Origin of the sequence: Fulvivirga imtechensis AK7 (assembly GCF_000331535.1) — a bacterium.
In the GTDB taxonomy this organism is placed as follows: Bacteria; Bacteroidota; Bacteroidia; order Cytophagales; family Cyclobacteriaceae; genus Fulvivirga; species Fulvivirga imtechensis.
Window position 1 is genome coordinate 16,047 of record NZ_AMZN01000003.1, and the last position, 24,795, is coordinate 40,841.

Sequence of the window (24,795 nt, forward strand, 5' to 3'; positions counted from 1 at the left end):
CAAAAAAAAATAGGAGGAATAGTAATATGGTCCCCGATAAAACTACAACCGACAATGAAAAGTACTGGTATAAAGATGCAATCATTTATGAACTGCACATCAAGGCTTTTTATGACAGCAATGGAGATGGAATAGGCGATTTTCAAGGATTACTCGAAAAGCTGGATTACCTTGAAAGCCTGGGAGTAACGGCCATATGGTTATTGCCATTTTACCCGTCACCCTTAAGAGATGATGGCTACGACATAGCGGATTATTACAGTATTAATCCATCGTATGGAGATATAAAAATATTTAAGCGTTTCATCAGGGAGGCCCATAAGCGTGGGTTGAAAGTAATTACGGAGCTGGTGATTAACCATACCTCTGATCAGCATCCCTGGTTTCAAAGAGCGCGAAAAGCCAAACCAGGCTCTTCCTATCGTAATTACTACGTCTGGAGCGATGATCCTAATAAGTATAAAGACGCACGGATCATATTTACAGATTATGAACCATCCAATTGGTCGTGGGACCCTGTAGCCAAGTCGTATTACTGGCACAGGTTCTTCTCGCATCAGCCCGATCTGAATTTTGATAACCCCCAGGTTCAAAAGGAGGTGTTTCGTATACTCGACTTCTGGTTTAATATGGGTGTGGACGGCTTTCGGCTTGATGCGGTGCCTTATCTTTTTGAGAGAGAAGGCACCAATTGTGAAAACTTGCCCGAAACACACGTATTCTTAAAGAAGCTAAGAGCACATGTTGATCAGAAGTTTAGCAATAAACTACTGCTAGCCGAAGCCAACATGTGGCCTGAAGATTCCGCTTCCTATTTTGGTGATGGCGATGAGTGTCATATGAACTATCACTTCCCCATTATGCCGCGTATGTTCATGGCGGTAAAAATGGAGGACCGGTACCCGGTAATCGACATCATAGATCAGACGCCTGATATACCCGAGTCGTGTCAATGGGCCATATTTTTAAGAAATCATGACGAATTGACTCTTGAAATGGTGACTGACGAGGAGCGTGATTACATGTACAAGGCCTACACCAAAGATACGCTCGCCAAGATCAACGTGGGCATCAGGCACAGGCTTGCTCCACTGTTAGAAAACAACAGGAGTAAAATAGAGCTGATGAACATCCTCCTTTTTTCACTACCGGGAACACCCGTGATCTACTACGGTGATGAAATAGGCATGGGAGACAATTTCTATCTTGGTGATCGTGATGGTGTACGTACACCTATGCAGTGGAGTGCAGATAGAAATGCCGGCTTCTCCTCAGCCAATCCACAAAGGTTATACCTCCCGGTGATCATCGACCCGGAATACAAATATGAATCGATCAATGTAGAAGCACAGCAAATGAACTCTTCTTCTCTGTTGTGGTGGATGAAGCGGATCATTGCTATGCGTAAGAAATATAAAGCTTTTGGCCGGGGAGATATTCAGTTCCTCTCTCCTGCCAATGCCAAGATCATCGCTTACACGCGTACATATGAAGACGAAACGATACTAGTACTGGCTAACCTTTCTCGGTTTCCCCAAGCGGCCGAACTGGATCTCGAGGAATTTGAAAATTATGTGCCGGTGGAGGTGTTTAGCCACAACAAATTTCCACAGATTTCAGGCGGCCCTTATTTATTCACGATAGGACCATATGGTTATTATTGGTTTCTGCTGGAGAAAGAAAAAGAACTTACTGAAGAGAAGGGGCAAATTCCAGGCTTTAAGATAAAGGAATGGGCGGAGCTGTTTGAAGGAAAGGAATTGCACAGACTGGAAAGCAGGGTACTACCGGTGTATATGCGTGAGTGTCGATGGTTTGGAGGTAAGGGCCGGTTGGTGCAAAACATGAGCATTGTGAAGAAGATCAATATTCCTGTGGACAGCATACCTGCCACTCTTGTAACAATAGAAGTGGTTTATAATGAGGGGCTTCCGGAAACCTACCAGTTGCCACTGGCTTTTATGCCTTACAACAATGAGGAAGATTTTAGAGAGATCAACAAAAAAGGTATTATCACCAACCTGATGATGAATGATAAGGAAGGAGTACTGTTTGATGCTGTTTATAATGAGGAATTCCGAAATGCATTATTTAGCTATATACAAAAAGGGCGTAAGCTGAAAGCGGATGCAGGCAACCTGGTATTCTATACAAGTGCAAAAAACGGATACCTGAAAAACGGAGAATTGCACTCAAAAGTGCTGAATGCCGAGCAAAGCAATACTTCTCTGACATACAACAATAATTATTTTTTAAAGCTGTACAGGAAGCTGGACAATACCATTAATCCTGACCTTGAAATTACCAGGTACCTGACGGAGCGTACCAATTATGCGAATGTGCCAAAATTCGTAGGAGGGATCCAGTATGATGAAGGGAGGAAAACATCTACCATACTGGGTATGATGCAGGAGTTGGTGCCTAATCAGGGTGACGCGTGGGACTATACCAAAGACGTATTGCACCGGTTTTTTGACAGAGTGCAGGTCAGACCAAACGGGCTTAAGGCTGAGGTTCCTGGCAAAGATCTTAGTATGCCGCTTAAATATGGCGAAATACCTGAAAATGTGCGTGAGCTTTTGGGCAGTATGTTTCCTGAGCGTGTAGTACTGCTTGGTAAACGCACCGGAGAAATGCATCTGGCGCTGGCAGCACATCCTGAGGATGTCGATTTTGAGCCTGAAGAATTTTCGTTACATTATCAGCGATCGGTGTATTCTTCATTGCAATCGTTGACCAGGAGCACTTACCAGAACCTCCAGAAGAATGTCGCCCTCCTGCCGAAAGACATCCAGAAAGAAGCTCAGGAAGTATTGCAGATCAAAGGTGATGTGCTCAATTGCTTCAAGAGAATATTTTCTCATAAAATAAACACCATGAAGATCAGGACACATGGAGATTATCATTTGGGGCAGGTGCTGTGGACAGGGAAAGATTTTGTGATCATCGACTTTGAAGGAGAGCCTGCCCGCGCTTATAGCGAAAGGCGGCTGAAACGCTCGCCACTGCGAGATGTGGCTGGTATGATCCGCTCTTTCCATTATGCATCATACAGTACCATTATGCAAGGGGAGTATGCCCAACAGCGAAAAGAGGGGAACCTGGAAAAATGGGCGGAAGTATGGTACCACTATATTACGCGCATGTACCTGCAGGGATATTTCGATACGGTAGGAAACAGTTCTTTCATCCCGGATAATCGAGAGGATATGAAGACGCTGCTGGAGGTGTTCTTGCTGGAGAAAGCAATTTATGAGTTAAACTACGAACTAAATAACCGTCCCGATTGGGTCGTAATACCACTTAGAGGAATAAAATCAATAGTAAGGAGGTCTTCCAATGGCAAATAAAGAAGAAAGTAAAACACCTGTTAAAACCAGGAAAAAGGCAACAACAAAAAAAGCTCCGGTGGAAAAAGCCTCACCGGCTAAAGTTAAAAAAGGGCAGGAAGAAGGTGTGGGTCATGCCACCCTCTTTTCGGAATATGACATTCATTTGTTCAAGGAGGGTAAACACTATCATTTATACAAAAAGCTTGGTTCACATCCTATGGAATATAAAGGTGTTCAAGGCACCTACTTTGCTCTATGGGCTCCCAACGCAGAAAGTGTATCGGTGATCGGTAATTTTAATGAATGGAATCGTGCCAATCATAAAATGGATGTGCGACATGATGGCTCCGGTATTTGGGAGTTGTTTATTCCTGAGGTGAAACAGGGAGCGCTATATAAATATTACATTAAGTCGCACCATGGACAATATGCCGTTGAAAAGGGCGACCCCTTTGCATTTAGATGGGAAACGCCCCCCAACACCGCTTCTATGGTGTGGAACATTGACCATACCTGGAAAGACAGCGGCTGGATGACTAAAAGAAAAAAGCAAGCTGGTAAACCACAGGCTTACTCAGTATACGAACTGCATATTGGCTCGTGGAGACGTGTTCCTGAAGATAATAACCGCTCTCTTACCTATCTCGAACTGGCCCAGCAACTGCCGGCTTATGTAAAGAACCTGGGGTTTACTCACGTGGAATTCATGCCGGTGATGGAGCATCCGTTTTATGGCTCATGGGGATATCAGATCACGGGTTATTTTGCGCCTTCTAGCCGCTATGGTACTCCACAGGAGTTTATGATGCTGATTGAGGCTTTGCATAACGAGGGCATAGGTGTTATCCTGGATTGGGTTCCGTCACATTTCCCTTCGGATCAGCATGGGCTTCATTACTTTGATGGCACCTATCTGTTTGAACATGCTGACTGGCGCAAGGGCTACCACCCTGACTGGAAGAGTTATATTTTTAACTATGGGCGCAATGAAGTTCGTGCGTTTTTGATCAGCAATGCATTGTACTGGCTTGACCTCTATCATGTGGATGGCCTCAGAGTGGATGCTGTGGCTTCCATGTTGTACCTTGATTATTCACGAAAAGATGGAGAATGGGAGCCCAATGAATACGGTGGCAATGAAAATCTTGATGCCATCAGCTTCCTGAAGGAATTTAACGAGGTGGTATACCACGAATATCCCGATGTGCAAACCATAGCAGAAGAGTCCACTTCTTGGCCTATGGTGTCTCGGCCCACTTATATCGGTGGCCTGGGTTTTGGTATGAAATGGATGATGGGCTGGATGCATGATACCCTCGAATATTTTAAGAAGGATCCGGTTCACCGTACCCATCATCAAAATGAAATTACTTTCAGCATTTACTATGCATTCACTGAAAGTTTTATGCTACCGCTTTCTCACGATGAGGTGGTATATGGCAAGCAGGCGTTACTTTATAAAATGTCAGGTGATGAGTGGCAGAAATTTGCCAACCTGCGCAATTTATACGCCTACATGTATGCACATCCGGGCACAAAATTGCTTTTCATGGGGGGAGAATTCGGCCAGACATCGGAATGGAACCATGATATGAGTCTGGACTGGCACCTTACTGAATATTACCTGCATCAAGGCATACAAAAAGTGCTGACCCGGTTAAATGAGATCTACCGTTCGGAGCCGGCTCTATATGAATGTCAATTTGCCGAAGGGGGTTTTGAATGGATAGATATTCATGACGCTCAAAACAGTGTTATTACTTTTGTTAGAAAGGGTAAAAAGCCCGGACAGATGATATTAGTGGCATGTAATTTTACCCCTGTACCACGTGAAAATTATCGAATAGGAGTGCCTGAAAAAGGTACTTATACGGAAATTTTTAATAGTGACGATCAGCTATACGGAGGAAGTAATGTAAAGAATGAAGCGCCCCTGGGTTCTACTGACCTTCAGGCTCACGGAAGGGCGCATTCCATAACGTTAACACTACCTCCACTGGGCATTACCTATTTAAAATATAGCAAGAAATAAGATCGTACGCCCTATTTCGAAGGAGGAGAGATCATAATATGCGCCCTGTGCGTGCCGGGATCCATTATCCATGGTCCTCCCGGTACCAGGGGCCGTATCGGTAATCCCGTAGACTCAGCCGTGGCGAAGGGGATGTACACCACATATCGAAGAGAGGCATTAACGACTTTACCCGTAGCAGGATCATATTTGCCATCAGGCCCGGAAAGCACATGAAGGGTTGCGGGGTTTTTCGGCATGATCAAAGTGCCTGCTTTGGCCTCTTTTTCCCTGATATCAAAGACTTCACCATGAGACTTACCCTGAGCATACAATTCCCTACCTCGCGCCATAAACGGCTCAAGGTCTTTATGGTAGCACGCCACACTAAAACCCTCCTTGTTAGGGTCATCTGCGAGGCAGATCATTTCATTTGTACCTTCCTTGAGTTTCACAAGTTTTCCACTACTGTCATAGCCAAGTACAGTCGCTTCTGCCTGCTTTTCTTCAGGAGCAGCCTGTATGGCAGCTTTTATCTGGTCTTCTTTTGAAGGTATTTGAGCATAGCCCGTAAGTGTGCAGGCTATCATTAGGAGCGGTAGAAATGATTTCATGGGTTTGCTGGTTTCGTTCTGCCTTAAAGATAGGAAAAAAGAAGGAGATGAACTTAGCCACTAGTATTGAGTCGTTAGTCATGAGTAAAAGAACACGTTCACCAATCTCCTTCCGGGAGGAGACGCCATGCTTTAAGTTAAGAATGTCATCCCGACTTCGGAGGAATCCATGCACAAGTTACTACTTCGAAAATGCATATATCTTTCCCTTGGGGTACCAATGACAAGTTTTCACTACACATGGATAATGAACAGATTATTACATCCCCTCACTATCGTCATCCCGGACGTAACGCAGTGAAGATCCGGGATCTCCTCACTACTGCCTGTAACTGAATTTCGGCCTCTGCCACTGATCAGGGGGATCCTGAATATTTTCTCCGCTATGCTGCGAAAATTCCAGGATGACGTGGTAGTTGATAATCTCTGTTCTTCCTCTGCTTCTTCTGTGGTTAATGATGGCATAAAGTCATTAGCCTTCAAAATCAACTGAAAGTTGTTATTCCCCTCGAGATTACTGTGCTTCTGAGAAGAGATTTTTCTTTAGCTTAATAGCATTGGGAGAAGACAGAGATGGGTTCGGAAGTCGTAAATTGAAGTATGTGGGATCAAAACATCAAAAAACTAAAAAGGAGTGGCGCAGATAGATCTCTGTTTCCTCTGCGCCTCCTCAGTGCTCTCTGTGGTTAAAATTTTAGTTGTTCAATTGAAACGTAATAGGAATTACCATTCTCACTTTTACTTTCCTACCCCCCTGTCTTCCCGGTATCCAGTTTGGAGCTGCTGACAATACTCTTTCAGCTTCTTCATCTAAACCTGCCCCTGCCCCTTTGATCGTTTTTACATCTGTTATTTTGCCGTTTTCATCAATGATAAACTGCACGAAAACTTTACCTTCTATGCCTAACTTCCTTGCTTTGGAAGGATACTTCATATTTTTACCTATAAATTTATAGAAGGCTTCGTAACCTCCATCCGGAGAGGGCATTTGTTCAACATAATCATGAAATTCAGGAGCTTTTTCTTCAGGTAACGGCTCTGGCTCGATTTCAGGCTCAAAATCTTCCCAAATTTGTGGGTCTACCTGTAGGTCTGGTTCTTCCTCCAGCTCCTCATCATTAGGTACTTCAACAGGTTTTGCTAGAATAGGTTTTGGTGGCTTGGGTGGTGGATCTGGAAATGTGATTGGAATAATTGGCAACTCATCTATTCCTGAGCCATCCAAATCGTCTACCGTAGGTTCAATTTTCACCGCCCTGTACTCAAAAGCCGACACGGCCAGCATCATCGCGGCCAACAGACCGATCTGAAAGAAAAGTCCTGACTGTTTGCGCAGGTCCTTTTCCGGATTCTTACGTTTTTCCATTGTTCTTGGTGTTTAATCTAACATTTATTAATACACCCGGCCGGGATGTTTTATTTTTCATACCTTGCTGCAACTGCTCCGGTCTGACTTTCTTCTCCTCCATCTTTTCCAGTCTTTGTAAGCCCAAATACCCGATGAAGATGATCCCCAGCAGAATAATGATGTAAAGGATCATTTTCAGTATCCTCTTCCACATACCGCTGCGCTCATGTTTTTTTAACACGTCATAGTAGTTCTTGTGGCTTTCGATCCTCCTCGAAGTCATCTTTTTTCTGCGCAATCTGATCTCGTGTCTTCCCATTATTCGTTCCAGTTGACCTTAAAGTGTTCTTTTAGCTTTTCCACCGCTCTGTAGAGTCGCATCTTAGCGCCACTTTCACCAATATTCAATATAAATGCAATTTCTTTGAAGCTGCGATCCTCAAAAAATCTTAATTCTAATACTTCAATTGTTTCCGTAGGCAATTCTTTTAATGTCTTGATCAATAGCTGCACCTGCTCCTGGCTGAATTCCTTTTCGTCTGTTTCAAACAGCTCCAGCACGCGTTCTTCTTCAATACTAAATACCCTGTTCTTCTTTTTCTTATTGTAAAACTTATTGACCTCGTTGCTGGCTATGCGAAACAACCATGCTGAAAAGGGCAACCCTCTAAACTCATACTTTTTCAAATTCTGCAGAGCTTTCAAAAAAGTCTGTGAGCAAAGGTCAGCAGTCAACTCTTCATCATCCGTTCTGCGGTAAACAAAGTGAAAGATGCCTTCATAATACCTGTCATATAACCTGCCGAAAACCTGAGGCTCTTTTTTTGATGCCTCAATTATCCGTTGCTCATCAGCAATCTCTTCTTCGGTCATATGTCTGCCCGCATTCAAGCTTCTTAGATCAATTGTTTTGTACATATAACCGCGCTTTTTGAAAAGGTCACACAAAAAATACAAAATTTTCAGTTCATGCACACGGCCCGCCATCTGTCACAAAAATTTTGCGTCCACATTTAAATATTAATACATTTAAGACAAGACCATAACTCTTACTTCCCATGAGCAAACTTTACTTGTTGGGTGCACTTCTGTTTATAGGATGCACCGCTACCTCAAATTCCACAACATCAGCGCAAAGAACAGCCACTCCTTCTTCCGGCATAGCTGGAAAAACTGCGGGCATGCAGAAATTTGAAGGGTTCTTTGAATATTATTATGACGATAAAACAGATAAGATCTACCTGGTGGTGGATAAATTCGATCAGGAGTTTTTGTATGTAAATTCCTTAGCCGCAGGAGTAGGCTCCAATGATATCGGCCTGGACCGTAATCAATTGGGAAACAGCCGTGTGGTGAAATTCGAAAGACGGGGGCCGAAAATATTGTTGGTAGAGCCTAATTATGCTTACCGGGCCATCAGCGATAATGCAGACGAACAAAATGCAGTACGCGATGCCTTTGCTCAATCGGTACTATGGGGTTTTACTCTTGTGACCGAGGAGGAAGGAAAGGTATTGGTTGATGCCTCGGATTTCTTTTTGAATGATGCCCATGATGTAACGGGTAGACTTAAGAGCATGAGCCAGGGCAATTATTCGCTAGATAAATCCCGGTCTGCCTTCTACCTGCCGAAGACAAAAAATTTTCCAAAAAACTCAGAAGTGGAGGTGACCCTGACTTTTACAGGAACGCCCTCTGGCCGGTATATCAGAAGTGTGGTGCCTACCCCTTCTAATGTGACCGTGCGTCAGCATCATTCCTTTGTAGAGTTGCCCGATAATAATTTCGAGCCACGAAAATATGATCCGCGGGCAGGTTATTTTGGTATTTCTTACTACGACTACGCTACACCTATCAATGAGAATATAGAAAAACGTTTCATCTCCAAACACCGATTACAGAAAAAAGATCCGAATGCTGCTGTCAGCGAAGCGGTTAAGCCCATCATTTATTATTTAGATAGGGGCACGCCTGAGCCTATCAGGTCGGCCTTGCTTGATGGGGCGCGCTGGTGGGACCAAGCCTTTGAAGCAGCGGGGTATAAAGATGCATTCCAGGTGAAACTGCTACCCGAAGATGCAGATCCTATGGATGTTCGATACAATGTCATTAACTGGGTGCATCGCTCTACCCGCGGATGGTCGTATGGATCATCAGTTACAGACCCACGTACAGGCGAGATCATTAAGGGGCACGTACTGTTGGGCTCATTGCGCGTCAGGCAAGACTTTCTGATAGCCGAAGGGCTGCTGGCTCCCTATGAAGACGGCAAAACAGTGCCGAAGGAGATGCAGGAAATGGCTTTGGCCAGACTTCGTCAACTGTCTGCCCATGAGGTAGGCCATACGCTGGGACTGGCCCACAGCTATTCCTCCAGTGCTGAAGGATTGGCGTCTGTAATGGATTATCCCCACCCATTAGCAGAGATCAAAGACGGAAAAATTGATCTTTCTAATGCTTATGACGATAAGATCGGTGCCTGGGATAAAGTGTCCATTGCCTATGGTTACCAGGACTTTCCCAACAATGTAAATGAAGAAGAGGCTTTGGATCAAATCATACAGAAATCATTTGCCGCAGGCCTTACATTTCTATCCGACCAGGACGCGCGGCCCCGGGGTGGCGCTCATCCCTATGCACACCTTTGGGACAACGGCAAAAATGCTGCCGATGAGTTGGAACGGGTGCTAGAGGTGAGAAAAATAGCAATAAAAAACTTCGGAGAGAAGAATATTCGTGACCACGAGCCATACGCTAAACTTGAGGAAGTGCTGGTGCCTATTTATTTCTTTCACCGTTACCAAACCGAGGCTGCTGTTAAGTTGATCGGAGGTCTGAACTATCGCTATGCGTTACGTGGAGATGGCCAATTAATTACTGAAATGGTTGACCCTCAGGCTCAGAAAGCAGGCCTACAGGCACTGCTAAGCACACTATCGGCCGAGAATCTGGCGCTGCCTGAAAAGTTAATTGCGATGATCCCCCCTAGACCGATCAGCTATGACCGCACTCGCGAAGTGATCAATATCAGGACGGGCCTTACCTTCGACCCTCTGGGAGCTGCGGAGAGTGCGGCAAATATGACGCTGCAGTTGCTGTTTCACCCCGCGCGCGCTCAGCGACTGGTGGAGTACCATTCCAGGAACTCAGATCAGCCTGGTTTAGGGCAGGTAATCGATCAGGTAATCACTTCCACATGGAAAAAGTCTCACAACAATGGATATGAAGGGGAAATAGAGCGTACCGTGGATGATATGGTACTTGTCAACCTTATGGGGCTGGCGGTGGATAAAGACGCGAGCGAGCAGGTAAAGGCTATTGCTTATCTCAAAATCGATCAGTTGAAGAATTGGTTACAATCTCGGCTTAATTCACAGCAGGGTGATGCACAAAAAGCCCATTATACCTTTGCTATCCGAAAAATCGAGCAGTTCCAGGACGACCCTGAGAAATTTGAATTAGTGAAACCGCTGGACCCCCCGGCGGGCTCTCCGATAGGGATGGGGTGTGATTAATATTGTTGAAATGGTCAGTGTGGAGAAACACTGAAATTATAATTTATTGTTAAATTCATCTAGTGTTGAGTTAAGTGTACTGTGCCGTATAAGTTGCAGTTATTTTTGTTCCAGGCAACGCAAAAAATATGAGCATAGCCATAGCTACGTAAGTATTTTTTAAGGCAGCATGGGACAAAAAGAACAAAGCTTGGTATGGCTAAAGTATGCTTAACTTAACACTAGTACCCAAAGGATGATTTAAGGACGTTGCTATCCCAAAAGCCACCCCAAAAGATCATTAGGGAATAAATGTTATTTTTGACAAGCGTTCTATAGGCGATGGTGAAATAGTTTTTGAGCATGACCGGAAGTTTTAATGTGCTAAAGACAGTTGTTTCATAAAAAGGATGCATAATATTGCAAAAAGGAATACTCCGGAATTTCAAACAGGTTACAACCAAAGGCATGTCTGACAAAGAATTAATTGAGGAAGATGATGAGCTTTTTGAGCATCATCGGATAGTAGCAGACCCGAAGCAGCAGTTGCTGAGGATCGATAGATTTCTGATGGACAGATTACCCAATGTAACCCGTAATAAGCTGCAGAATGCCATAAAAGACGGCTTTGTAAAGGTGAATGAAGTAGAGGTGAAACCGAACTACAAGGTACGCCCGGCAGATGTGATCACCATAGCGCTGCCAGAGCCGCCGAGAGATACGGAGGTTGTGCCGGAGGATATTCCGCTCAATATCATTTATGAAGATGAAGACTTGCTGGTCGTGAATAAAGAAGCGGGAATGGTGGTGCATCCGGCCTATCAAAACTGGTCCGGGACTTTGGTAAATGCACTGGCTTATCATTTCCAAAACCTCCCCGAGATGAAAGGCAATGAAGGCCGGCCGGGATTGGTTCACCGGATAGATAAGGATACCTCAGGATTATTGGTAATCGCCAAGTCTGAAGCCGGTATGAACGGATTGGCCAAACAGTTTTATGACCATTCCATAGAAAGAACATACTATGCCCTTGTATGGGGCGTTCCCGAACCCGAAAAAGGCACTATCAATATCAACTTGGGTAGAAGCTTAAAAGACAGAAGAGTGACTGTAGCGTATGAAGATGAATCTATCGGAAGGAATGCTATCACCCATTACGAAGTCGTTGAAGATCTGCGGTATGTGTCATTGGTAAAATGCAACCTGGAGACAGGTAGAACGCACCAGATCAGGGCACATATGAAGCATCTGGGACATCCCTTGTTTAACGATGCCACCTATGGTGGAGATAAAGTGCTAAAGGGAACTCAATTTTCCAAGTACAAAAGCTTTGTCGACAACTGTTTCAAGATCATACCAAGGCAGGCGCTGCATGCCAAATCACTCGGGTTTGTTCACCCGGTGAAAAAAGAATTCATGCAGTTTGACAGTGAACTGCCGGCAGACTTTGAAGCCGTGCTGGAAAAATGGAGACATTATGTGCAGTATACCTAAACTGCCAGATTCATATCGTCATTTTTCTTGAGCGCTTTTTCGATTTCCTTCATCGCTTTCTGCTTAAACTGCTGATAGTTCTCATCATGATGAGGATCGTACAGCAAGTCCTTGATATAATCAAGCACCTTCTCCATTTCAGAAGCGTTCATAGCCTCCAGCGATTGCAGGATGGCCTGCTTTTTTGTTAACGTTTTCATTTTTGTAGTGGTGTAGTGGTTGTATAGTAAAGTTAACGCAATTCCATGGTTCCAGTTGGCGAATTACCAAAGCTTAACGGAATGAAAACATACAGTTAATCCTTGGCTGTCAACCGGTTACTAATGATTAATCCTGCTTTAAGGTGAATAGTAACTACGGAGTATTCAACGGTGGAATAAAGTAGACGTCAGACAGCTCAAAGCCGTAAGTATTCCAAATACCAGCACTCATAAAGATCAAACCTCCATACCAACCAAAACCGCTAATCAAAAAGGACAATTGTTCGATGATCAGTGATCAAAAATTGCCCCCGGAAGCTATGGTGATGCGGAGGGAGGAATGCCGTTTCTGCTAATTTGGAGCGGCCTTTCGGTTGATATCCGTCAGACGGCTTTGAGCCGTGCTGACGGGGTACCCGTGGTTTTCTAAAGCAAGAGCTGAAATTTTGTGGTGGTCAGACAAACTTCTTGTACCAAATACCAAACTGCTGTGAGCAACCCGGCGTCAGACGGTTTTGAGCCACCAGACGCCTGTATAGCACGCCCGAAGCTTAAATCTCCAGGCGAACCAAGCCCGTAAATCAGAAAAAGGCGATTGTCTGATGAACTCGGTTTCTGCTAATTTGGAGCGGCCTTTCGGTTGATAATCTGTCTGACGGCTTTGAGCCGTGCTGACGGGGTACCCGTGCTTTTCTAAAGCAAGAGTCAGACAAATTCCATATTTCAAAGGACCAAACTGCTGTGAGTCGTCAGACGCCTGTGTTATAGCTTGCAGCTATATTTTATCCCACTACACCGTGTCATCAGCATGGCTGCGCTTGAAATACTGCATTAATACATAAGCTGTGAAAGCGCCTGACATAGACCCTTCAAGGAAAATGAGTGCTCCTGCAATATATGGGTTTAGATACTGACCAAACATTTCATCTCTTTGGATCTGCTGCATAAATTCAGGGTCTATTATTCCCAAATAAAAAGCTATAAAAACAGCAAATATGGCCGTGGAAATAACAGAGGTCATTATTCCTACACCTATGCCATTCATATAGGCAAAAGTGCTGACATGCTTGGCTTTATATTCCCTGATAGCCAGGAAAATGCCGGCAAAAAGGAAGATATAATTTAAAGCCCGTAGCCAGTAAAAATGTGCCAGGCCTACCAACTGCATCAAAAAGAAAAACAGAATGTAAGCTATAGCGGAAAGAATACCATACTTGATACCAATGCCTTCAATCGACTGCTTTTGCATAACTATTAGGGTTTGATGGTATATTAAAAACAACCGTCAATCCCTATTGTTTCCGTCAGGCTAAAAGTCGTCTACTATATCCTCGACAACCTGCTTTTTTTCCTCTTTCCTCTTTTTATTCATCACATAAGAGGTGTAGACCATCTCGATCTTATTGTTTGAATAAGAACCATAAGCAAGTCCCAGTTGCTCGCCAGTCCAGTGGTAGTATCCCGTGCGATAGCCAAACTTGGGTTCGCCGAAAGCTTTTTTGAGGCCCTTATACAGGTTAGGGTCTTTCTCAGTGATCACCCGGATTTCAAAGATCGAGTCATTATATACCTTTACTTCCAGATCATAGATCTTCAGGGTTCCTATGCTTTCGTAGTGCCCTTTCTTTGCTATGTACAGCTTCGCATCGGGAAACGTGTCATCATCAATGTCTTTCTTGAACTCAAGCCCCTCATAAGCCGACACATTGGAGGCCATCTTGATGTCTTTAAACCCATTCCTTTTATCCAACTCACTAGCATCCTGGGCTACGGTGATGTGATTGACAAAAATTAATGCAAGTAAGAAACGTAAAGCCATTTTTCTTATCCGGGTTGTAAGATACTACATAGTTAATTACAACTAAGATACAAGGATTGACCTTAAAACCCGGAGCCCGAAATAACATTTTTGTAAGCCTCTGTGTTTATGAGGGTATGAAAACCGAAAACCAACACAGCACAGCCAGGGAGTCCCTGCGTCAGCTCAATTATTTTATAGGTCATGTAGTTGCCTATTTTATGATCAACCTGGCGCTGTTGTTCTTTATTTTCACCAATATGGAAAGCCGCTGGTGGGTGATTTCACCTGCTATTTTATGGGCATTGGTGCTGTTATATCATGCCATAAAATTCTGTGGAATTAGCTTTAGAAGGCCAAAAAAGCAAGGTGGCGACACACCAGTATTGCAAGTGACTGTTAAGCATTGATAGCAGCAATTACATCTTTTAGCAATTCATTGCCATATTCTCGCTGATTTGATTTCAGATTGACCTGTATTCTCAATGCTTTTAGTCCGTTAGCCCCCTGAAGCTCCTCCAACTCGAGTAACTCCACATCCCCGTACACGTAGTCTATTGACTTGAGGTATTCAATATATCTCAGGTACTCCTCCGCCTCTTTTTGTTGAGTATAAACTATCGCTATCTTACCAGGCTGAGTTAATCGCTCGTTAGTGCCTTTAACATTAGCCTTGTCAATACGCTTTTTTACGATTTCATACCGTATGTTATAGGCGCCATCTACATCAAAATGTTTTTCATCCCTTCGAAATTTGATGGATAGTGGCTCACCATGCACCAGGATCAGTTGGGTGATGTCTAATTGCCTTGACAGTTGTGGTTTTAGTTTTTCAATATTTACAGCGATTTCACATTGTGTAAGCAGTTGCCATAGCCGGAAATTGCTCAGCAAGAGCTTGCTGAACCTTCTGTCCTGCACAAGGGAATCGCCTAAATAGATATTATATTCCACACCATCGGTCTTATACTTTTCAAAATAATGAGGAAATATCTGCTGAGCCTGCTCTTCTACCTGATCGAGGTATAAGGAAATGGTTTCATTTATTTTAGTCAGGCTTTCTTCAAAGTCTTTACGTTTATCATAAATAACACCGAGCTTGGGGTCTAACATCTTTTCATAATCCTCGATAACAGGTCTCAGCAGCTCCTCAGTCTCCTTGAAATAATTGAATGTAGGCACTACCTCATTGCGCAGGAAGTCCAGCACACTTGACTCGTCACCGGAATCCAGGCCTTTCGATATTTTCCTGATCTCCAGATCAACCCTGTAGTTGATCTCATCGAGAATCGGCATTTTCTTATACTCAAGTACAGTGGAAATCACCTTTTTCACTTGCCGCAGATTATTTCTCAGGTCAAGTTGTATGGCCCTTGCTCTTTCCAATGAAGAATTTCTGATATCCGAAAGGCCATAAATGGGATAAACATGGTTAAAAACTATATCTCCCAATTCGGCTTTTGCCCCTTTCCTTCTCTGGTTCATGAGCTCATATCCTCTTTCGAGGAATTTCCACTCTACAGTGGGGTGGATAGAAGTACATTCCTCCTGGATAAGCGCTCTCACCTCCATCCTCATTTCACCCAATACCCTGCGAACGGCCGCGGTGAACATGGGTAGCAAGCTGTCAAGTTTGCTGGCGCTTACCGGGTTGAAGTGCCCCGCTTTTGGGGAGCCTAACTCCAGCATTCCAATTACTTCATCATCTACCACCAGTGGAGCCACCACCACACTTTTTATGCCTTTTTTGATCAGCGCCTTCTCAATGTGCCCTATGGTTTCCAGGTCTTCGAGATCCTCTACGATCACCGGACGCTGCTTTTGATAAGCTTTGTCATAAATAGAACCGATGAAATAATCGCAGTTCATGGCTTCCTCATCGTTGGGCATCATAAAGCTGCTCCAATCGCTGGCGCCATAGTTAGAGATCATGTTGTTGTTCGGATCAAAATATGTTAACCCAAGGGCCATATCAGGAAGTCTGAATATCGCCCGGATCTTCTGCTGTATAGCCTTGAAGCTATTGCTACAGGTAACAGCATCTTTTTTCAGCAGATCATATTTTACAGACGATAGCATCTCCTCTGTGGTAACATCTGTGAGTTTCATTATAGAAAATCCTTCGAAATGGAATTTTTCAGGTTTAATGTGTTTAAGCCACAGATCCACATCATAAAGATTGTCAAGAAGCATCCTTATGGTTTTCTTGTCAATCGGGTCAAGCTCTCCATTACATATTACATCTGCAAACTGTGTATTAAGGTCCACTTTAAATACCTGCTTAAGGCCTGTTTCCTCATCAGGAATAGTCACTAACATCGGCTGGTCCGCCATCAGGCCTGCATTATAAAACCTGTTGAGGATAAAAATACATGCCTTCATTATCTTTCCGGCCAGCATGTTGTTGCCCGGGATATTAACTTCGATGTCTTCCCTGACCCGGTCGAATGGTAGCAGTTTGCGGTACCTGGGAGTGGCATAAAAACCGTGAAAATTAAACGGCAATATGGCTGCCGCTAGCTCTGAGCTTATCAGAGCAGGAGGGAAAACAGCGCTCATCAGCAGGCCTACCAGCTCCTTGTGTTTATTAAGTACTTCAAGATCTTTTATAGGCTGTCGCAGTTCAGGAGCCCCTGCAATTAATTTTTTTATCCTTTTAGCCGGATAACCGGAAAAGATATTATTGCTCTCCAGGTTAACCTCCCAGTAGGATACCAGCGATGACAAATTTAGGACTGTCCTAAAAGGAAAGTTTTCCAGGTATTTATTAGATGCCGTCATCAGAAAATATTTTTATAGGTGGATACAATAAATGAACGAAAAAGAGTCACGGAGGTTCTCCCTTTTTAGATCAAAAGCATAATTGAGTGATCCGAAATCATATTCATGCTTTAATTTAAAGTCGTATGAACGGGAAAAATATTTTATTTAGCGCCTCTAAGAAAACGCCAATGCCTGCGTTACGCTCGCCCCAAAAATGCTCACGTACCTCAGTACGCTCCGCTTTTTGGCACTTCATTTCTTAAAGCCACTTAGAGTTTTCTTACAAACACTATTTAAAATAATACTTGTGTGAAAAAAACTTCATTGTGATCTGCTTTAGGGGAAAAATATAGAAACTTTACAGATTTCTGTGTCTGTGGCCCTATGCAGTTGAATGATGCATATTAGCATTCGCCGCTCATAATCTAAAATTTGCCGCTTATCACAATGAGGGTCAGAAATGTAACCACAGCGCCTCTAAAACACGTCTTAGCAGTAGGTCAACAACAAAAAATAAATAGTCATGAAAACTTTAACAACAATGGCAGCACTGCTCATTGCAGGTGCTTCTGTCTACGCAAATGTCAATGGAATTACTACTGTAGATCCTAAAAAATCAGTAGCCATTATTCAAAACGTGCAAGCGAAATACAAGCTTGTTTATCTCAAAGAAAGCAAAGGTACGGTAAGGATTGATATCCTCAATGAGGCTGGCAAGCAGGTACATTCTCAGTCCGTTTCGAATGATGGCGGCTTTGCGCAACAGTTTGATTTCTCGTCTCTGCCTTATGGCATGTATACTTTTGAAGTAACTCACCCAGATGGTACGAAGATAGCAGAAGTGGTTAATCACTTAAAACCTGAAAAGGCGGTGAGTACCGGCCTGAGAGCGGGGGTACTTGACATCAATGACAATAATAAATTCAGACTGGCGGTTTTAAAAAGCAACAGTGATCCCATCAATGTAAAAATTTACGATGAGCAAAATCGCTTGCTTCATGAAGATGTAATTGCTGGTGATGAGGGCTTTAGGAAAACTTATGATCTTAAAAATGTAAAAGCGTCTTCTTTCAGATTTGAGGTTAGTGATAACAATAGTACTGTTACCATGTTTTCAAAATAACAAATATTGTTTTGTTTAGGTTAAGAGGCTGATTCGGTTAATCCCGGACAGCCTCATTTTTTGTTTCTTCCATCTTTTCTTTTATAATCTGTAGCGCCAGATCAATAGTATCCAGGTGTGCACGAAAAGCCAGTATGGCCAACCTTAATGTGAAAACGCCTTTAATAGTAGTAGAAGAGATAAAAACCCTGCTATCCTCGTGAATTTTTCCGATGATCCGCTCATTAAATTGATTGGCATTGCCGTTTTCCGGTAAAAATCGGAATATTACCACAGATAGCTCGGGTTCCGGTCCCAGTTCTATGTTCTCAAATTTCCGAAGCTCTTGCCATGCATACTTCGCAAGCAATAGTTTTTCTTCCAGTGCCGCCCGAAATGGCGCCAACCCGTGGACCATTAATGGCAACCACATGCGCAAACCCCTGAAAGGACGGGTAAGCTCCGGAGAAATGTCAGCAGGGGATATTTCATTTGCCAAAGCAGTGGCATCCTGCATATAGTTGGCATGATACGCAAAGCTTTTTTGCAACTGCACTCCGTCTCTTACCAACGCCACACCAAGTCCATGTGGCAGGAATAGCCCTTTATGCGGGTCTATAATAATGGAATGGGACCGTTCTATGCCCTTAAACTTATTACTCCCATACTCTGTAAGCATAAAAAAGCCACCATATGCAGCGTCTATGTGAAACCATAGTTGATATTCCTCTGCGATGTCGGCCATGTCTTCGAAAGGATCAACAGCACCGGTGTCTGTAGTGCCTGCCGAGCCGATCAGCAGCCAGGGTTTTAGTCCCTGTCGGATATCTTCAATAATGGCCTGTCGCAGTTTGCCGGTATCCATCCGATATTGACTATCGAGGCTGATGTACCGTAATTGGCATTCTCTTAACCCTGCAATATTTATCGCTTTATGTATGCAATGATGGGCCTGTTCGGAAAGGTAAATTACTTGTTGTGGTATATCAGCAGCATTAATTCCCGCAGCATCGCGGGCTGCTACTATGGCTATCAAATTAGCAATACTACCCCCTGAGGCAAGGTTGCCCAAAGCGGAGGCAGGGTAGCCTACCATTTCCTTCATCCAGTTGATCAGGTGGTTTTCCATTCTGACAGCACCGGGACTGGCAAAAAATACGCCTGAATAGCGATTGGTGATGTCAGCCCAATAATCGCCCAGAGAAGCACTATAAATACCGCCACCGGGGATATAACCCAGATGACCTCCCGAAGCAGCATTGATACCACCGTTATCCACATGTTCGCTGATTATTTGAAATACCTCATCCGGATTGTAGCCTTCATTCGTTATAGCATATTGCATGAGGCCTTGTCCATGGTCTTTGGCCTGATAAGCCGGACTCTCCTCCGGATTATTTACACTATTGAGAAAATTTTCCGTGTACCTGACAACTGCCTCTCGTAGTGTTTTTCTCTGCTCGTCATTGGGTTCCAGGTTTCGGGATTTTTGATGATATTCGTTAATTAGATTGCGCATATTCAAAATTGTGATATATTTCCTAACTTTTAAAAAAGTTAATGATGGAATGGTTAATCGTATTTGTAGGCCTGGTTCTGTTGTTTCAGATTGCCGTTTTTTTCATGATACGGGCAAAGCGAAAAAAGGACAAGCGGGAAAATGTGATTGAAAAATATAACATTAGGACTCCTGCAGATGCATTTCGATTGCTTCAGGATCATTCCCTTCCTGATAATGATCGCAAAAAAATCGAACGGCTTTATCGTGGAGAATAGGAGTAACGTTGTGTTGCTGAACTTCAATACACTTTGTCTGTTACTATACTATGCTTTCAACAACAGAAATTCGCTGGTTCTTTGAAGAGGCTCTGCCTGAGGAAATGCAGGAGTGGTTTGAACACTTCAGCCCTGAGGACCTGCCGCCCCGTACAGACTACTACCTGAATATGGAGGAAAGTGCCGGTGTGGGCATAAAACTCAGAGAGGGCAATATACAGATCAAACCCATAAAGGCTGAGCGAGGCGCCCGCCAATTCCTGGAAAATGTGGAGGGCAATGTATCGCAATACGAAAAATGGAGCTTTCCGGTAACCAGCAATGAAGAATGGCCGGAGATGATCAGGAAACCGGATGTCTGGATACCCGCCATAAAGATAAGGAAGCTCCTCAGGTTTACGCTGGGAGGTGGATACCCTAATAAAATTGGAATGGAAGAGCTGGTGGATGAAGGTTGTGAGGTGGAGTTATCGAAGGTAGAGGTGGTAGATCGTACCTTCTGGTCATTGGCTTTTGAAGCGCATGGTTCCACCGCACAGGCTAACCTGGAAAAGACGGTAGATGAAATTTTTAGAAATAAAGCATGCCCCATTCGGCTGGTTAAGGAAAAATCTTTTGGATATACCCACCTGATCCGCGATATTCAGGTTTAATATGTTATTAGCAGTTGATATAGGCAATACAAATGTCGTTTTTGGCATTTATGGCGGGGGTTCAGGATGGCCCACCGTCTGGAGAATAGAAACAAGGGACGAAGCGCAGGATAAACTTTCCCGGTCCCTGAACAAGCATATCGGAGACAAGGAAATAACAGGTATCGTCATTTCCAGCGTAGTACCCTTTTTCACCCATATTATTGCCAGGCAGTTGCAGCAGAAATACCATATTGCACCTTATGTGATAGGCCCATCGAGCTATCCGGCTATCCCTGTCGAAATACTTAGCCCTGAGCAAATTGGCACGGACCTGGTAGCTAATGCGACTGCCGCATTTGACATGTTTAACAGCGACTGTATGGTGGTAGATTTTGGCACGGCCCTCACGTTCACAGTAATTGCTGATCAGAGAATACACGGGGTAAACATTGCTCCGGGGTTGAAAACTGCCATGAAAGCTCTTGCCGGTAATGCAGTTAAGCTATCGGAAATACCACTGGCGTTGCCTGAATCTGTTATCGGGAAGGATACAACCACGGCCATCCAATCCGGGATTTTGTGGGGATATGTAGGGTTGGTGGAAAAAATGATCGAACGCATCGAAAAAGAGCTTAACAAGGAGTTTAAAGTAGTAGCTACGGGCGGCTTATCAAAGGTGTTGAAACCCCTTCATGATCAATTCGATGCTGTGGAACCGCTTTTAACATTAGAGGGTATGCGCCTGATTTATGAAATGAACAAGAAGTAGGCTCTAGACAAATACAATAAGGACAGTTTACCTACTGCTTCTGCCTATTGCCAACTCAACTACGCTCTTCTTCTTTGCCGGTAGGCATAATAGCTCAACACTACCTTCAGAGCTTCCAAAATCGCCTGGTTAACAGGCATCAGCCGCTGGCCCAGTTCGGCATCAATAGCACGGAGCTGAAAATAGAAATTCCGCATCACAGGTACTGATTTGCCCTCGGCAATATGCTTCACGCCATTTTGGTAGGCTTCTGAAAATTCTGTTTTGATCGTTTTACAGGTGACCAACTGTGGAGTTCCCTGCTTATCAAGCATGGCTGAAAATCCAAAGAGCCGACAGATCAGTCCCCGGTCTTCATATTGGCCGCAGAAGCCCTTGTCGCCTTCACTGACAAGTGGCCGGAAAGCTTTGCAAGTAGGGCTATCACTTTCAGCCTGAAGCTCCTCAAGCCATTCATAGGCTTTCCCATCTTTAAATAGCTGGTATGCCAGAGGTAAGAATTCGAGTGGTGTGGCGGCAATGTCAGGTTTTTTACAGCACAACCCGCAGCCGCTGAGGCATTTCATCCCGGTAGCCTTTTGAAAGGTTGCCACCTCCCTCTCCAGATTGCTGAACACCCGCTCAACAGCCTGGACTTTACGATAAATCGACATTAATGCTAAAAAAGCAGATGCGAATTTAACATAAATTCGGAATAAAATATTCCACCGGTAATTGCTTTTTTTCTAATTGAAAAACAGGCAGTAGTGTGTTCCATGTAAGCATGCAAATGGAACCATTAACCCCTTACTTCAGAGTCCAAAAACACTTATTAAGTCAATTCTCTTCATCATAATCCTCTTGGATACTTAGAATCAGGTTTGTTTCAAATAATTAATAATGTAATAGAGATTAGTAAGGAGTCACCAGCCTGAAGACTGGAATTGATGTAAAGGCACAAGTGACGCTATCGCTTAACACTTGCGCCAGGATAGGCCACTTATTCAAAATGATAAAGAAATACCAGTGTAGCAGTAAAGGCAGGCTTGGGGTTGTCTTTAATTTCCAGCGTAACATTCAGTTGCGCTTTTGTGATGCCCCTTAAATCTGCCAGTGAATGTAGTTGAGCCTTCAGTCGCACTTCACTATCTACCAATACCGGCTGATTGAATTTGAGTTTTTCAATACCATAATTGATCATCATCTTCAGGTTCCGGATCTCTGCAATTTGTTTCCAAAGATAAGGAGCTACCGAAAGGGTAAGGTAGCCATGTGCTATGGTATGTTTAAAGGGACCTTCTGTAGCAGCGCGCTCAGGATCTGTATGTATCCATTGATGATCCAGGGTGGCATCTGCAAACTTGTTGATCTGCTCCTGTGTAATTTTCAAATAGTCAGAAACCCCAAGCTCTTGCCCCAGGTGTTGTTCAAATTCTTTAAAGCTGCCGATTATTAGTTTGCTCATATTTTTCTGTGGTTCGGATTGCCGGTGAAGATAATTAAAAAAAATTTTTCCGTGCAGTAACCTTTCCAAAACTAAACCCACTAAAGGCAACAATGCGATAACCCGAAAAGCATAAACAGAGTAGGGAGTAAGATCTAAACCTGAACTACAATGAAAAAGAAAAAACTAAACCTCAATGATTTCAAAGTACAGAGCTTTGTGACGTCTGTAGAAGGACAAGCTGAAGAAACTGTTAAGGGAGGATTCCATACGTTAGAGATCCTTTGTGGCGCACCTGTAGGCACCATTGTCTGTGGAACCAATAACACCACCTGCTGCCTGGAAACCAAAGTGCAACTGATATGTGATGGCTACTACACCACCCCTGGGGGAGGTTGCCCTGTGATAACCTTTAACGGCTGTTTCTAAAAAAGTTGTTCCGGAGGGGGTTTTTATTTTTCTAAGTAAGTATAAGCCAGCCAATACCTCCGGGACCTCTCTGCCCTCCGCTCATCATCACTTTATCATTCCAGGCACAATTACAGCCCTCAGCGCCAACAAGTTTTCCATTTTATTGTTCATGATTAAATATCGGATTCATTATATTTATCGAAATATTAAAAGCATACAGTAATGGCAAAACAGTTCATAACTCCGAAAAGATCTTTATCGGACGATACAGAAGAGAAGTTAAATAAGCAGATCATGATGGAAGGCCTCTCTTCGGCCAGATACCTTTCCATGGCTTCCTGGTGCGATACCAGGGGTTATATCAAATCGGCCCAGTTTTTATATAAGCATTCTGAAGAGGAGCGCCAGCATATGCTAAAGCTGTTTGCCTATATCAACAATGCCGGTGGGCATGCATTGCAGCCACAGATCACCGATATTAAGCATGAATTTAATTCACTCAGAGAAGTGTTTGAAGAAATACTGGATCATGAAATAGAAGTAACACGCTCGATTAATGATCTGGTGGAGCACTGCTTTAAAAATAAGGATTTTACGACATTTAATTTTCTTCAGTGGTTTGTAACAGAGCAACGGGAAGAAGAAACACTTGCCAGAAGGGCGGTGGAGCTTTTTGAGATCATTGGCGAGGAAGGCATCGGGCTTTGGACGATCGATCAGGAAATTGCGAAGCTGGAAAGCGAGGGCAGCGAAACAGGCCTGGGTGAGTCACAGACCATTTAATTGCTTGCTTTTTACTTTTATTTAAATTTATTGAGAAGGGCTTCCAGTTCCTTCTCTTTTACTTTATGGTAGAGGCAATTTTCAACAATTACATTCGGCCCCTTTTTGCAATGGTTCATACATTTTGTTTTTACTACCACCACTGATGATTTTAAGGCAGCCTTTTTGATTTCTGTCGATAAAGATCTTGTCAACAGCTTGCTTCCGTTCTTCTTACAATCTTTGCTGGTGCAGATAAATATATATTTCTTGTTTTCCGGGCTTTCCATTTTTGAATTAACACATTTTAGATAAATAAATTTCCGTTTTCCCGGAATTATAAATACCTCTGGGAGGTTATTTGACTGTCTTTAAATCAACTGAAGACATTAAAATAACCCCAGTTCGATATAAAATGCCTAAAAAAGGGCAGTCATCCTGCCTGTCCCGAACTTGCCTCGGGGAGGTAGCTAACAACTTTTTAGTTGATTTTGTTGATAATGACATTACACCATTAACCACAGAGGAAGCAGAGGAGGAACAGAACTCATAAACCACCACGTCATCCTGGAATTTTCGTAGAGCAACGGAGAAAATATTCAGGATCCCCCAGATCAATGGCAGAGGCTGAAGTTCAGTCACAGCCAGTAGCGAGGAGATCCCGGATCTTCACTGCGTTACGTCCGGGATGACGGTAGTAGGAGAATTGAATAATTCATTGACTATCAGAACGTAATGAAAACTTGTCATGGGTATGTGAGGAAGGGTCTTACTAAGTTGTGAATGGTACCCTTGAAGTAAGTAAGATTCTTCATGCCTCCCCGAGGTGTGGCTTTAGCTTGACAGCATCTATCTGTACATCT

At 43.6% G+C, this 24,795-nt stretch carries 24 protein-coding genes; 11 read left to right on the forward strand and 13 right to left on the reverse strand.

Annotated features, from left to right (window positions below):
• Nucleotides 1-26 precede the first annotated feature (26 nt).
• Together treS and glgB are read left to right on the forward strand one after the other, a co-directional pair.
• Nucleotides 27-3,350 carry a maltose alpha-D-glucosyltransferase gene (gene treS / locus C900_RS01040; RefSeq protein ID WP_009577665.1) on the forward strand — a complete coding sequence of 1,108 codons (3,324 nt, stop codon included), beginning with the start codon at nt 27-29 and terminating at the stop codon, nt 3,348-3,350.
• Nucleotides 3,340-5,364, forward strand: coding sequence for a 1,4-alpha-glucan branching protein GlgB (glgB, locus tag C900_RS01045; RefSeq protein ID WP_009577666.1), 2,025 nt, complete (start codon nt 3,340-3,342; stop codon nt 5,362-5,364). The genes treS and glgB overlap by 11 nt, the downstream gene beginning before the upstream one ends.
• 11 nt (nt 5,365-5,375) lie before the next feature.
• Here glgB and C900_RS01050 read toward each other — a convergent pair whose 3' ends face one another.
• The 5 genes from C900_RS01050 to C900_RS01065 form a co-directional block, all read right to left on the reverse strand.
• Nucleotides 5,376-5,957, reverse strand: coding sequence for a hypothetical protein (locus tag C900_RS01050; protein WP_040495131.1), 582 nt, complete (start codon nt 5,955-5,957; stop codon nt 5,376-5,378).
• A gap of 234 nt (nt 5,958-6,191) precedes the next feature.
• Nucleotides 6,192-6,440 (reverse strand): hypothetical protein, encoded by a 249-nt coding sequence (locus C900_RS29655; RefSeq protein WP_185113945.1) that lies wholly within the window; start codon nt 6,438-6,440, stop codon nt 6,192-6,194.
• Nucleotides 6,441-6,651: 211 nt separating this feature from the next.
• The gene (locus C900_RS01055) at nt 6,652-7,323 is read right to left on the reverse strand and encodes an energy transducer TonB (protein WP_009577669.1); all 672 of its coding nucleotides are present in this window, start codon (nt 7,321-7,323) and stop codon (nt 6,652-6,654) included.
• Nucleotides 7,310-7,624, reverse strand: coding sequence for a hypothetical protein (locus tag C900_RS01060; RefSeq protein ID WP_040495133.1), 315 nt, complete (start codon nt 7,622-7,624; stop codon nt 7,310-7,312). Before C900_RS01060 ends, C900_RS01055 begins: the two co-directional genes overlap by 14 nt.
• A complete protein-coding gene (locus C900_RS01065; protein ID WP_009577671.1) occupies nt 7,624-8,223 on the reverse strand; it encodes an RNA polymerase sigma factor in 600 nt (199 codons plus the stop codon). Before C900_RS01065 ends, C900_RS01060 begins: the two co-directional genes overlap by 1 nt.
• Before the next feature lie 140 nt (nt 8,224-8,363).
• Between C900_RS01065 and C900_RS01070 the strand changes: the two genes are divergently transcribed.
• Nucleotides 8,364-10,820 carry a zinc-dependent metalloprotease gene (locus C900_RS01070; protein WP_051052746.1) on the forward strand — a complete coding sequence of 819 codons (2,457 nt, stop codon included), beginning with the start codon at nt 8,364-8,366 and terminating at the stop codon, nt 10,818-10,820.
• A 447-nt stretch (nt 10,821-11,267) separates the two neighbouring features.
• Nucleotides 11,268-12,293: an RluA family pseudouridine synthase gene (locus C900_RS01075; protein WP_009577676.1), complete on the forward strand. Its 1,026-nt coding sequence runs from the start codon at nt 11,268-11,270 to the stop codon at nt 12,291-12,293.
• Here the strand turns inward: C900_RS01075 and C900_RS01080 are convergent.
• From C900_RS01080 to C900_RS01090, 3 genes are all read right to left on the reverse strand, one after another.
• Nucleotides 12,290-12,493 carry a hypothetical protein gene (locus C900_RS01080; RefSeq protein ID WP_009577677.1) on the reverse strand — a complete coding sequence of 68 codons (204 nt, stop codon included), beginning with the start codon at nt 12,491-12,493 and terminating at the stop codon, nt 12,290-12,292. The two genes, C900_RS01075 and C900_RS01080, sit on opposite strands and share 4 nt — an antisense overlap.
• Before the next feature lie 790 nt (nt 12,494-13,283).
• Complete coding sequence (locus C900_RS01085) at nt 13,284-13,742, reverse strand: DUF4199 domain-containing protein (RefSeq protein WP_009577679.1); 459 nt, start codon at nt 13,740-13,742, stop codon at nt 13,284-13,286.
• Between the two features lie 60 nt (nt 13,743-13,802).
• Complete coding sequence (locus C900_RS01090; protein WP_009577680.1) at nt 13,803-14,312, reverse strand: hypothetical protein; 510 nt, start codon at nt 14,310-14,312, stop codon at nt 13,803-13,805.
• Between the two features lie 116 nt (nt 14,313-14,428).
• Between C900_RS01090 and C900_RS01095 the strand changes: the two genes are divergently transcribed.
• Nucleotides 14,429-14,701, forward strand: coding sequence for a 2TM domain-containing protein (locus C900_RS01095; RefSeq protein ID WP_040495135.1), 273 nt, complete (start codon nt 14,429-14,431; stop codon nt 14,699-14,701).
• Here the strand turns inward: C900_RS01095 and C900_RS01100 are convergent.
• Entirely contained in the window at nt 14,691-17,072 is a 2,382-nt protein-coding gene (locus C900_RS01100) for a GAF domain-containing protein (protein ID WP_009577682.1), read from the reverse strand. The two genes, C900_RS01095 and C900_RS01100, sit on opposite strands and share 11 nt — an antisense overlap.
• A 505-nt stretch (nt 17,073-17,577) precedes the next feature.
• Between C900_RS01100 and C900_RS01105 the strand changes: the two genes are divergently transcribed.
• Complete coding sequence (locus tag C900_RS01105; protein ID WP_009577684.1) at nt 17,578-18,177, forward strand: hypothetical protein; 600 nt, start codon at nt 17,578-17,580, stop codon at nt 18,175-18,177.
• Between the two features lie 37 nt (nt 18,178-18,214).
• Here C900_RS01105 and C900_RS01110 read toward each other — a convergent pair whose 3' ends face one another.
• Nucleotides 18,215-19,675 carry a pyridoxal phosphate-dependent decarboxylase family protein gene (locus tag C900_RS01110; RefSeq protein ID WP_009577685.1) on the reverse strand — a complete coding sequence of 487 codons (1,461 nt, stop codon included), beginning with the start codon at nt 19,673-19,675 and terminating at the stop codon, nt 18,215-18,217.
• Nucleotides 19,676-19,716: 41 nt separating this feature from the next.
• On the opposite strand from C900_RS01110, the gene C900_RS01115 reads away from it, so the two are divergent.
• From C900_RS01115 to C900_RS01125, 3 genes are read left to right on the forward strand one after another with little or no spacing between them, the layout of a single operon-like run.
• Nucleotides 19,717-19,932 (forward strand): hypothetical protein, encoded by a 216-nt coding sequence (locus C900_RS01115; protein ID WP_009577686.1) that lies wholly within the window; start codon nt 19,717-19,719, stop codon nt 19,930-19,932.
• Between the two features lie 50 nt (nt 19,933-19,982).
• Nucleotides 19,983-20,585: a hypothetical protein gene (locus tag C900_RS01120; protein WP_009577687.1), complete on the forward strand. Its 603-nt coding sequence runs from the start codon at nt 19,983-19,985 to the stop codon at nt 20,583-20,585.
• A gap of 1 nt (nt 20,586) precedes the next feature.
• Nucleotides 20,587-21,336: a type III pantothenate kinase gene (locus tag C900_RS01125; RefSeq protein WP_009577688.1), complete on the forward strand. Its 750-nt coding sequence runs from the start codon at nt 20,587-20,589 to the stop codon at nt 21,334-21,336.
• Nucleotides 21,337-21,395: 59 nt separating this feature from the next.
• Here the strand turns inward: C900_RS01125 and C900_RS01130 are convergent, their stop codons facing one another.
• Nucleotides 21,396-21,989: a YkgJ family cysteine cluster protein gene (locus C900_RS01130; protein ID WP_009577689.1), complete on the reverse strand. Its 594-nt coding sequence runs from the start codon at nt 21,987-21,989 to the stop codon at nt 21,396-21,398.
• 326 nt (nt 21,990-22,315) lie between these two features.
• Nucleotides 22,316-22,780, reverse strand: a complete 465-nt coding sequence (locus tag C900_RS01135) for a MaoC family dehydratase (protein ID WP_009577690.1) — start codon at nt 22,778-22,780, stop codon at nt 22,316-22,318.
• A gap of 150 nt (nt 22,781-22,930) precedes the next feature.
• Here C900_RS01135 and C900_RS01140 point away from each other — a divergent pair, with 150 nt between their 5' ends.
• Together C900_RS01140 and C900_RS01145 are read left to right on the forward strand one after the other, a co-directional pair.
• On the forward strand, nt 22,931-23,188 hold the full coding sequence (locus tag C900_RS01140; RefSeq protein ID WP_009577691.1) for a pinensin family lanthipeptide: 258 nt from the start codon (nt 22,931-22,933) through the stop codon (nt 23,186-23,188).
• A gap of 204 nt (nt 23,189-23,392) precedes the next feature.
• Nucleotides 23,393-23,953, forward strand: coding sequence for a ferritin (locus C900_RS01145; protein ID WP_009577692.1), 561 nt, complete (start codon nt 23,393-23,395; stop codon nt 23,951-23,953).
• 17 nt (nt 23,954-23,970) lie between these two features.
• On the opposite strand, the gene C900_RS01150 is transcribed toward C900_RS01145, so the two are convergent.
• Nucleotides 23,971-24,222, reverse strand: coding sequence for a (2Fe-2S) ferredoxin domain-containing protein (locus C900_RS01150; protein ID WP_009577693.1), 252 nt, complete (start codon nt 24,220-24,222; stop codon nt 23,971-23,973).
• Between the last annotated feature and the right edge of the window lie 573 nt (nt 24,223-24,795).

What these genes read in the sequence shown, in the direction of transcription:
- treS (WP_009577665.1), top strand. Translation starts at nt 27, where the DNA reads ATGGTCCCCGATAAAACTACAACCGACAATGAAAAGTACTGGTATAAA.
- glgB (WP_009577666.1), top strand. Translation starts at nt 3,340, where the DNA reads ATGGCAAATAAAGAAGAAAGTAAAACACCTGTTAAAACCAGGAAAAAG.
- C900_RS01050 (WP_040495131.1), bottom strand. Translation starts at nt 5,957, where the DNA reads ATGAAATCATTTCTACCGCTCCTAATGATAGCCTGCACACTTACGGGC.
- C900_RS01055 (WP_009577669.1), bottom strand. Translation starts at nt 7,323, where the DNA reads ATGGAAAAACGTAAGAATCCGGAAAAGGACCTGCGCAAACAGTCAGGA.
- C900_RS01060 (WP_040495133.1), bottom strand. Translation starts at nt 7,624, where the DNA reads ATGGGAAGACACGAGATCAGATTGCGCAGAAAAAAGATGACTTCGAGG.
- C900_RS01065 (WP_009577671.1), bottom strand. Translation starts at nt 8,223, where the DNA reads ATGTACAAAACAATTGATCTAAGAAGCTTGAATGCGGGCAGACATATG.
- C900_RS01070 (WP_051052746.1), top strand. Translation starts at nt 8,364, where the DNA reads ATGAGCAAACTTTACTTGTTGGGTGCACTTCTGTTTATAGGATGCACC.
- C900_RS01075 (WP_009577676.1), top strand. Translation starts at nt 11,268, where the DNA reads ATGTCTGACAAAGAATTAATTGAGGAAGATGATGAGCTTTTTGAGCAT.
- C900_RS01080 (WP_009577677.1), bottom strand. Translation starts at nt 12,493, where the DNA reads ATGAAAACGTTAACAAAAAAGCAGGCCATCCTGCAATCGCTGGAGGCT.
- C900_RS01085 (WP_009577679.1), bottom strand. Translation starts at nt 13,742, where the DNA reads ATGCAAAAGCAGTCGATTGAAGGCATTGGTATCAAGTATGGTATTCTT.
- C900_RS01090 (WP_009577680.1), bottom strand. Translation starts at nt 14,312, where the DNA reads ATGGCTTTACGTTTCTTACTTGCATTAATTTTTGTCAATCACATCACC.
- C900_RS01095 (WP_040495135.1), top strand. Translation starts at nt 14,429, where the DNA reads ATGAAAACCGAAAACCAACACAGCACAGCCAGGGAGTCCCTGCGTCAG.
- C900_RS01100 (WP_009577682.1), bottom strand. Translation starts at nt 17,072, where the DNA reads ATGACGGCATCTAATAAATACCTGGAAAACTTTCCTTTTAGGACAGTC.
- C900_RS01105 (WP_009577684.1), top strand. Translation starts at nt 17,578, where the DNA reads ATGAAAACTTTAACAACAATGGCAGCACTGCTCATTGCAGGTGCTTCT.
- C900_RS01110 (WP_009577685.1), bottom strand. Translation starts at nt 19,675, where the DNA reads ATGCGCAATCTAATTAACGAATATCATCAAAAATCCCGAAACCTGGAA.
- C900_RS01115 (WP_009577686.1), top strand. Translation starts at nt 19,717, where the DNA reads ATGATGGAATGGTTAATCGTATTTGTAGGCCTGGTTCTGTTGTTTCAG.
- C900_RS01120 (WP_009577687.1), top strand. Translation starts at nt 19,983, where the DNA reads ATGCTTTCAACAACAGAAATTCGCTGGTTCTTTGAAGAGGCTCTGCCT.
- C900_RS01125 (WP_009577688.1), top strand. Translation starts at nt 20,587, where the DNA reads ATGTTATTAGCAGTTGATATAGGCAATACAAATGTCGTTTTTGGCATT.
- C900_RS01130 (WP_009577689.1), bottom strand. Translation starts at nt 21,989, where the DNA reads ATGTCGATTTATCGTAAAGTCCAGGCTGTTGAGCGGGTGTTCAGCAAT.
- C900_RS01135 (WP_009577690.1), bottom strand. Translation starts at nt 22,780, where the DNA reads ATGAGCAAACTAATAATCGGCAGCTTTAAAGAATTTGAACAACACCTG.
- C900_RS01140 (WP_009577691.1), top strand. Translation starts at nt 22,931, where the DNA reads ATGAAAAAGAAAAAACTAAACCTCAATGATTTCAAAGTACAGAGCTTT.
- C900_RS01145 (WP_009577692.1), top strand. Translation starts at nt 23,393, where the DNA reads ATGGCAAAACAGTTCATAACTCCGAAAAGATCTTTATCGGACGATACA.
- C900_RS01150 (WP_009577693.1), bottom strand. Translation starts at nt 24,222, where the DNA reads ATGGAAAGCCCGGAAAACAAGAAATATATATTTATCTGCACCAGCAAA.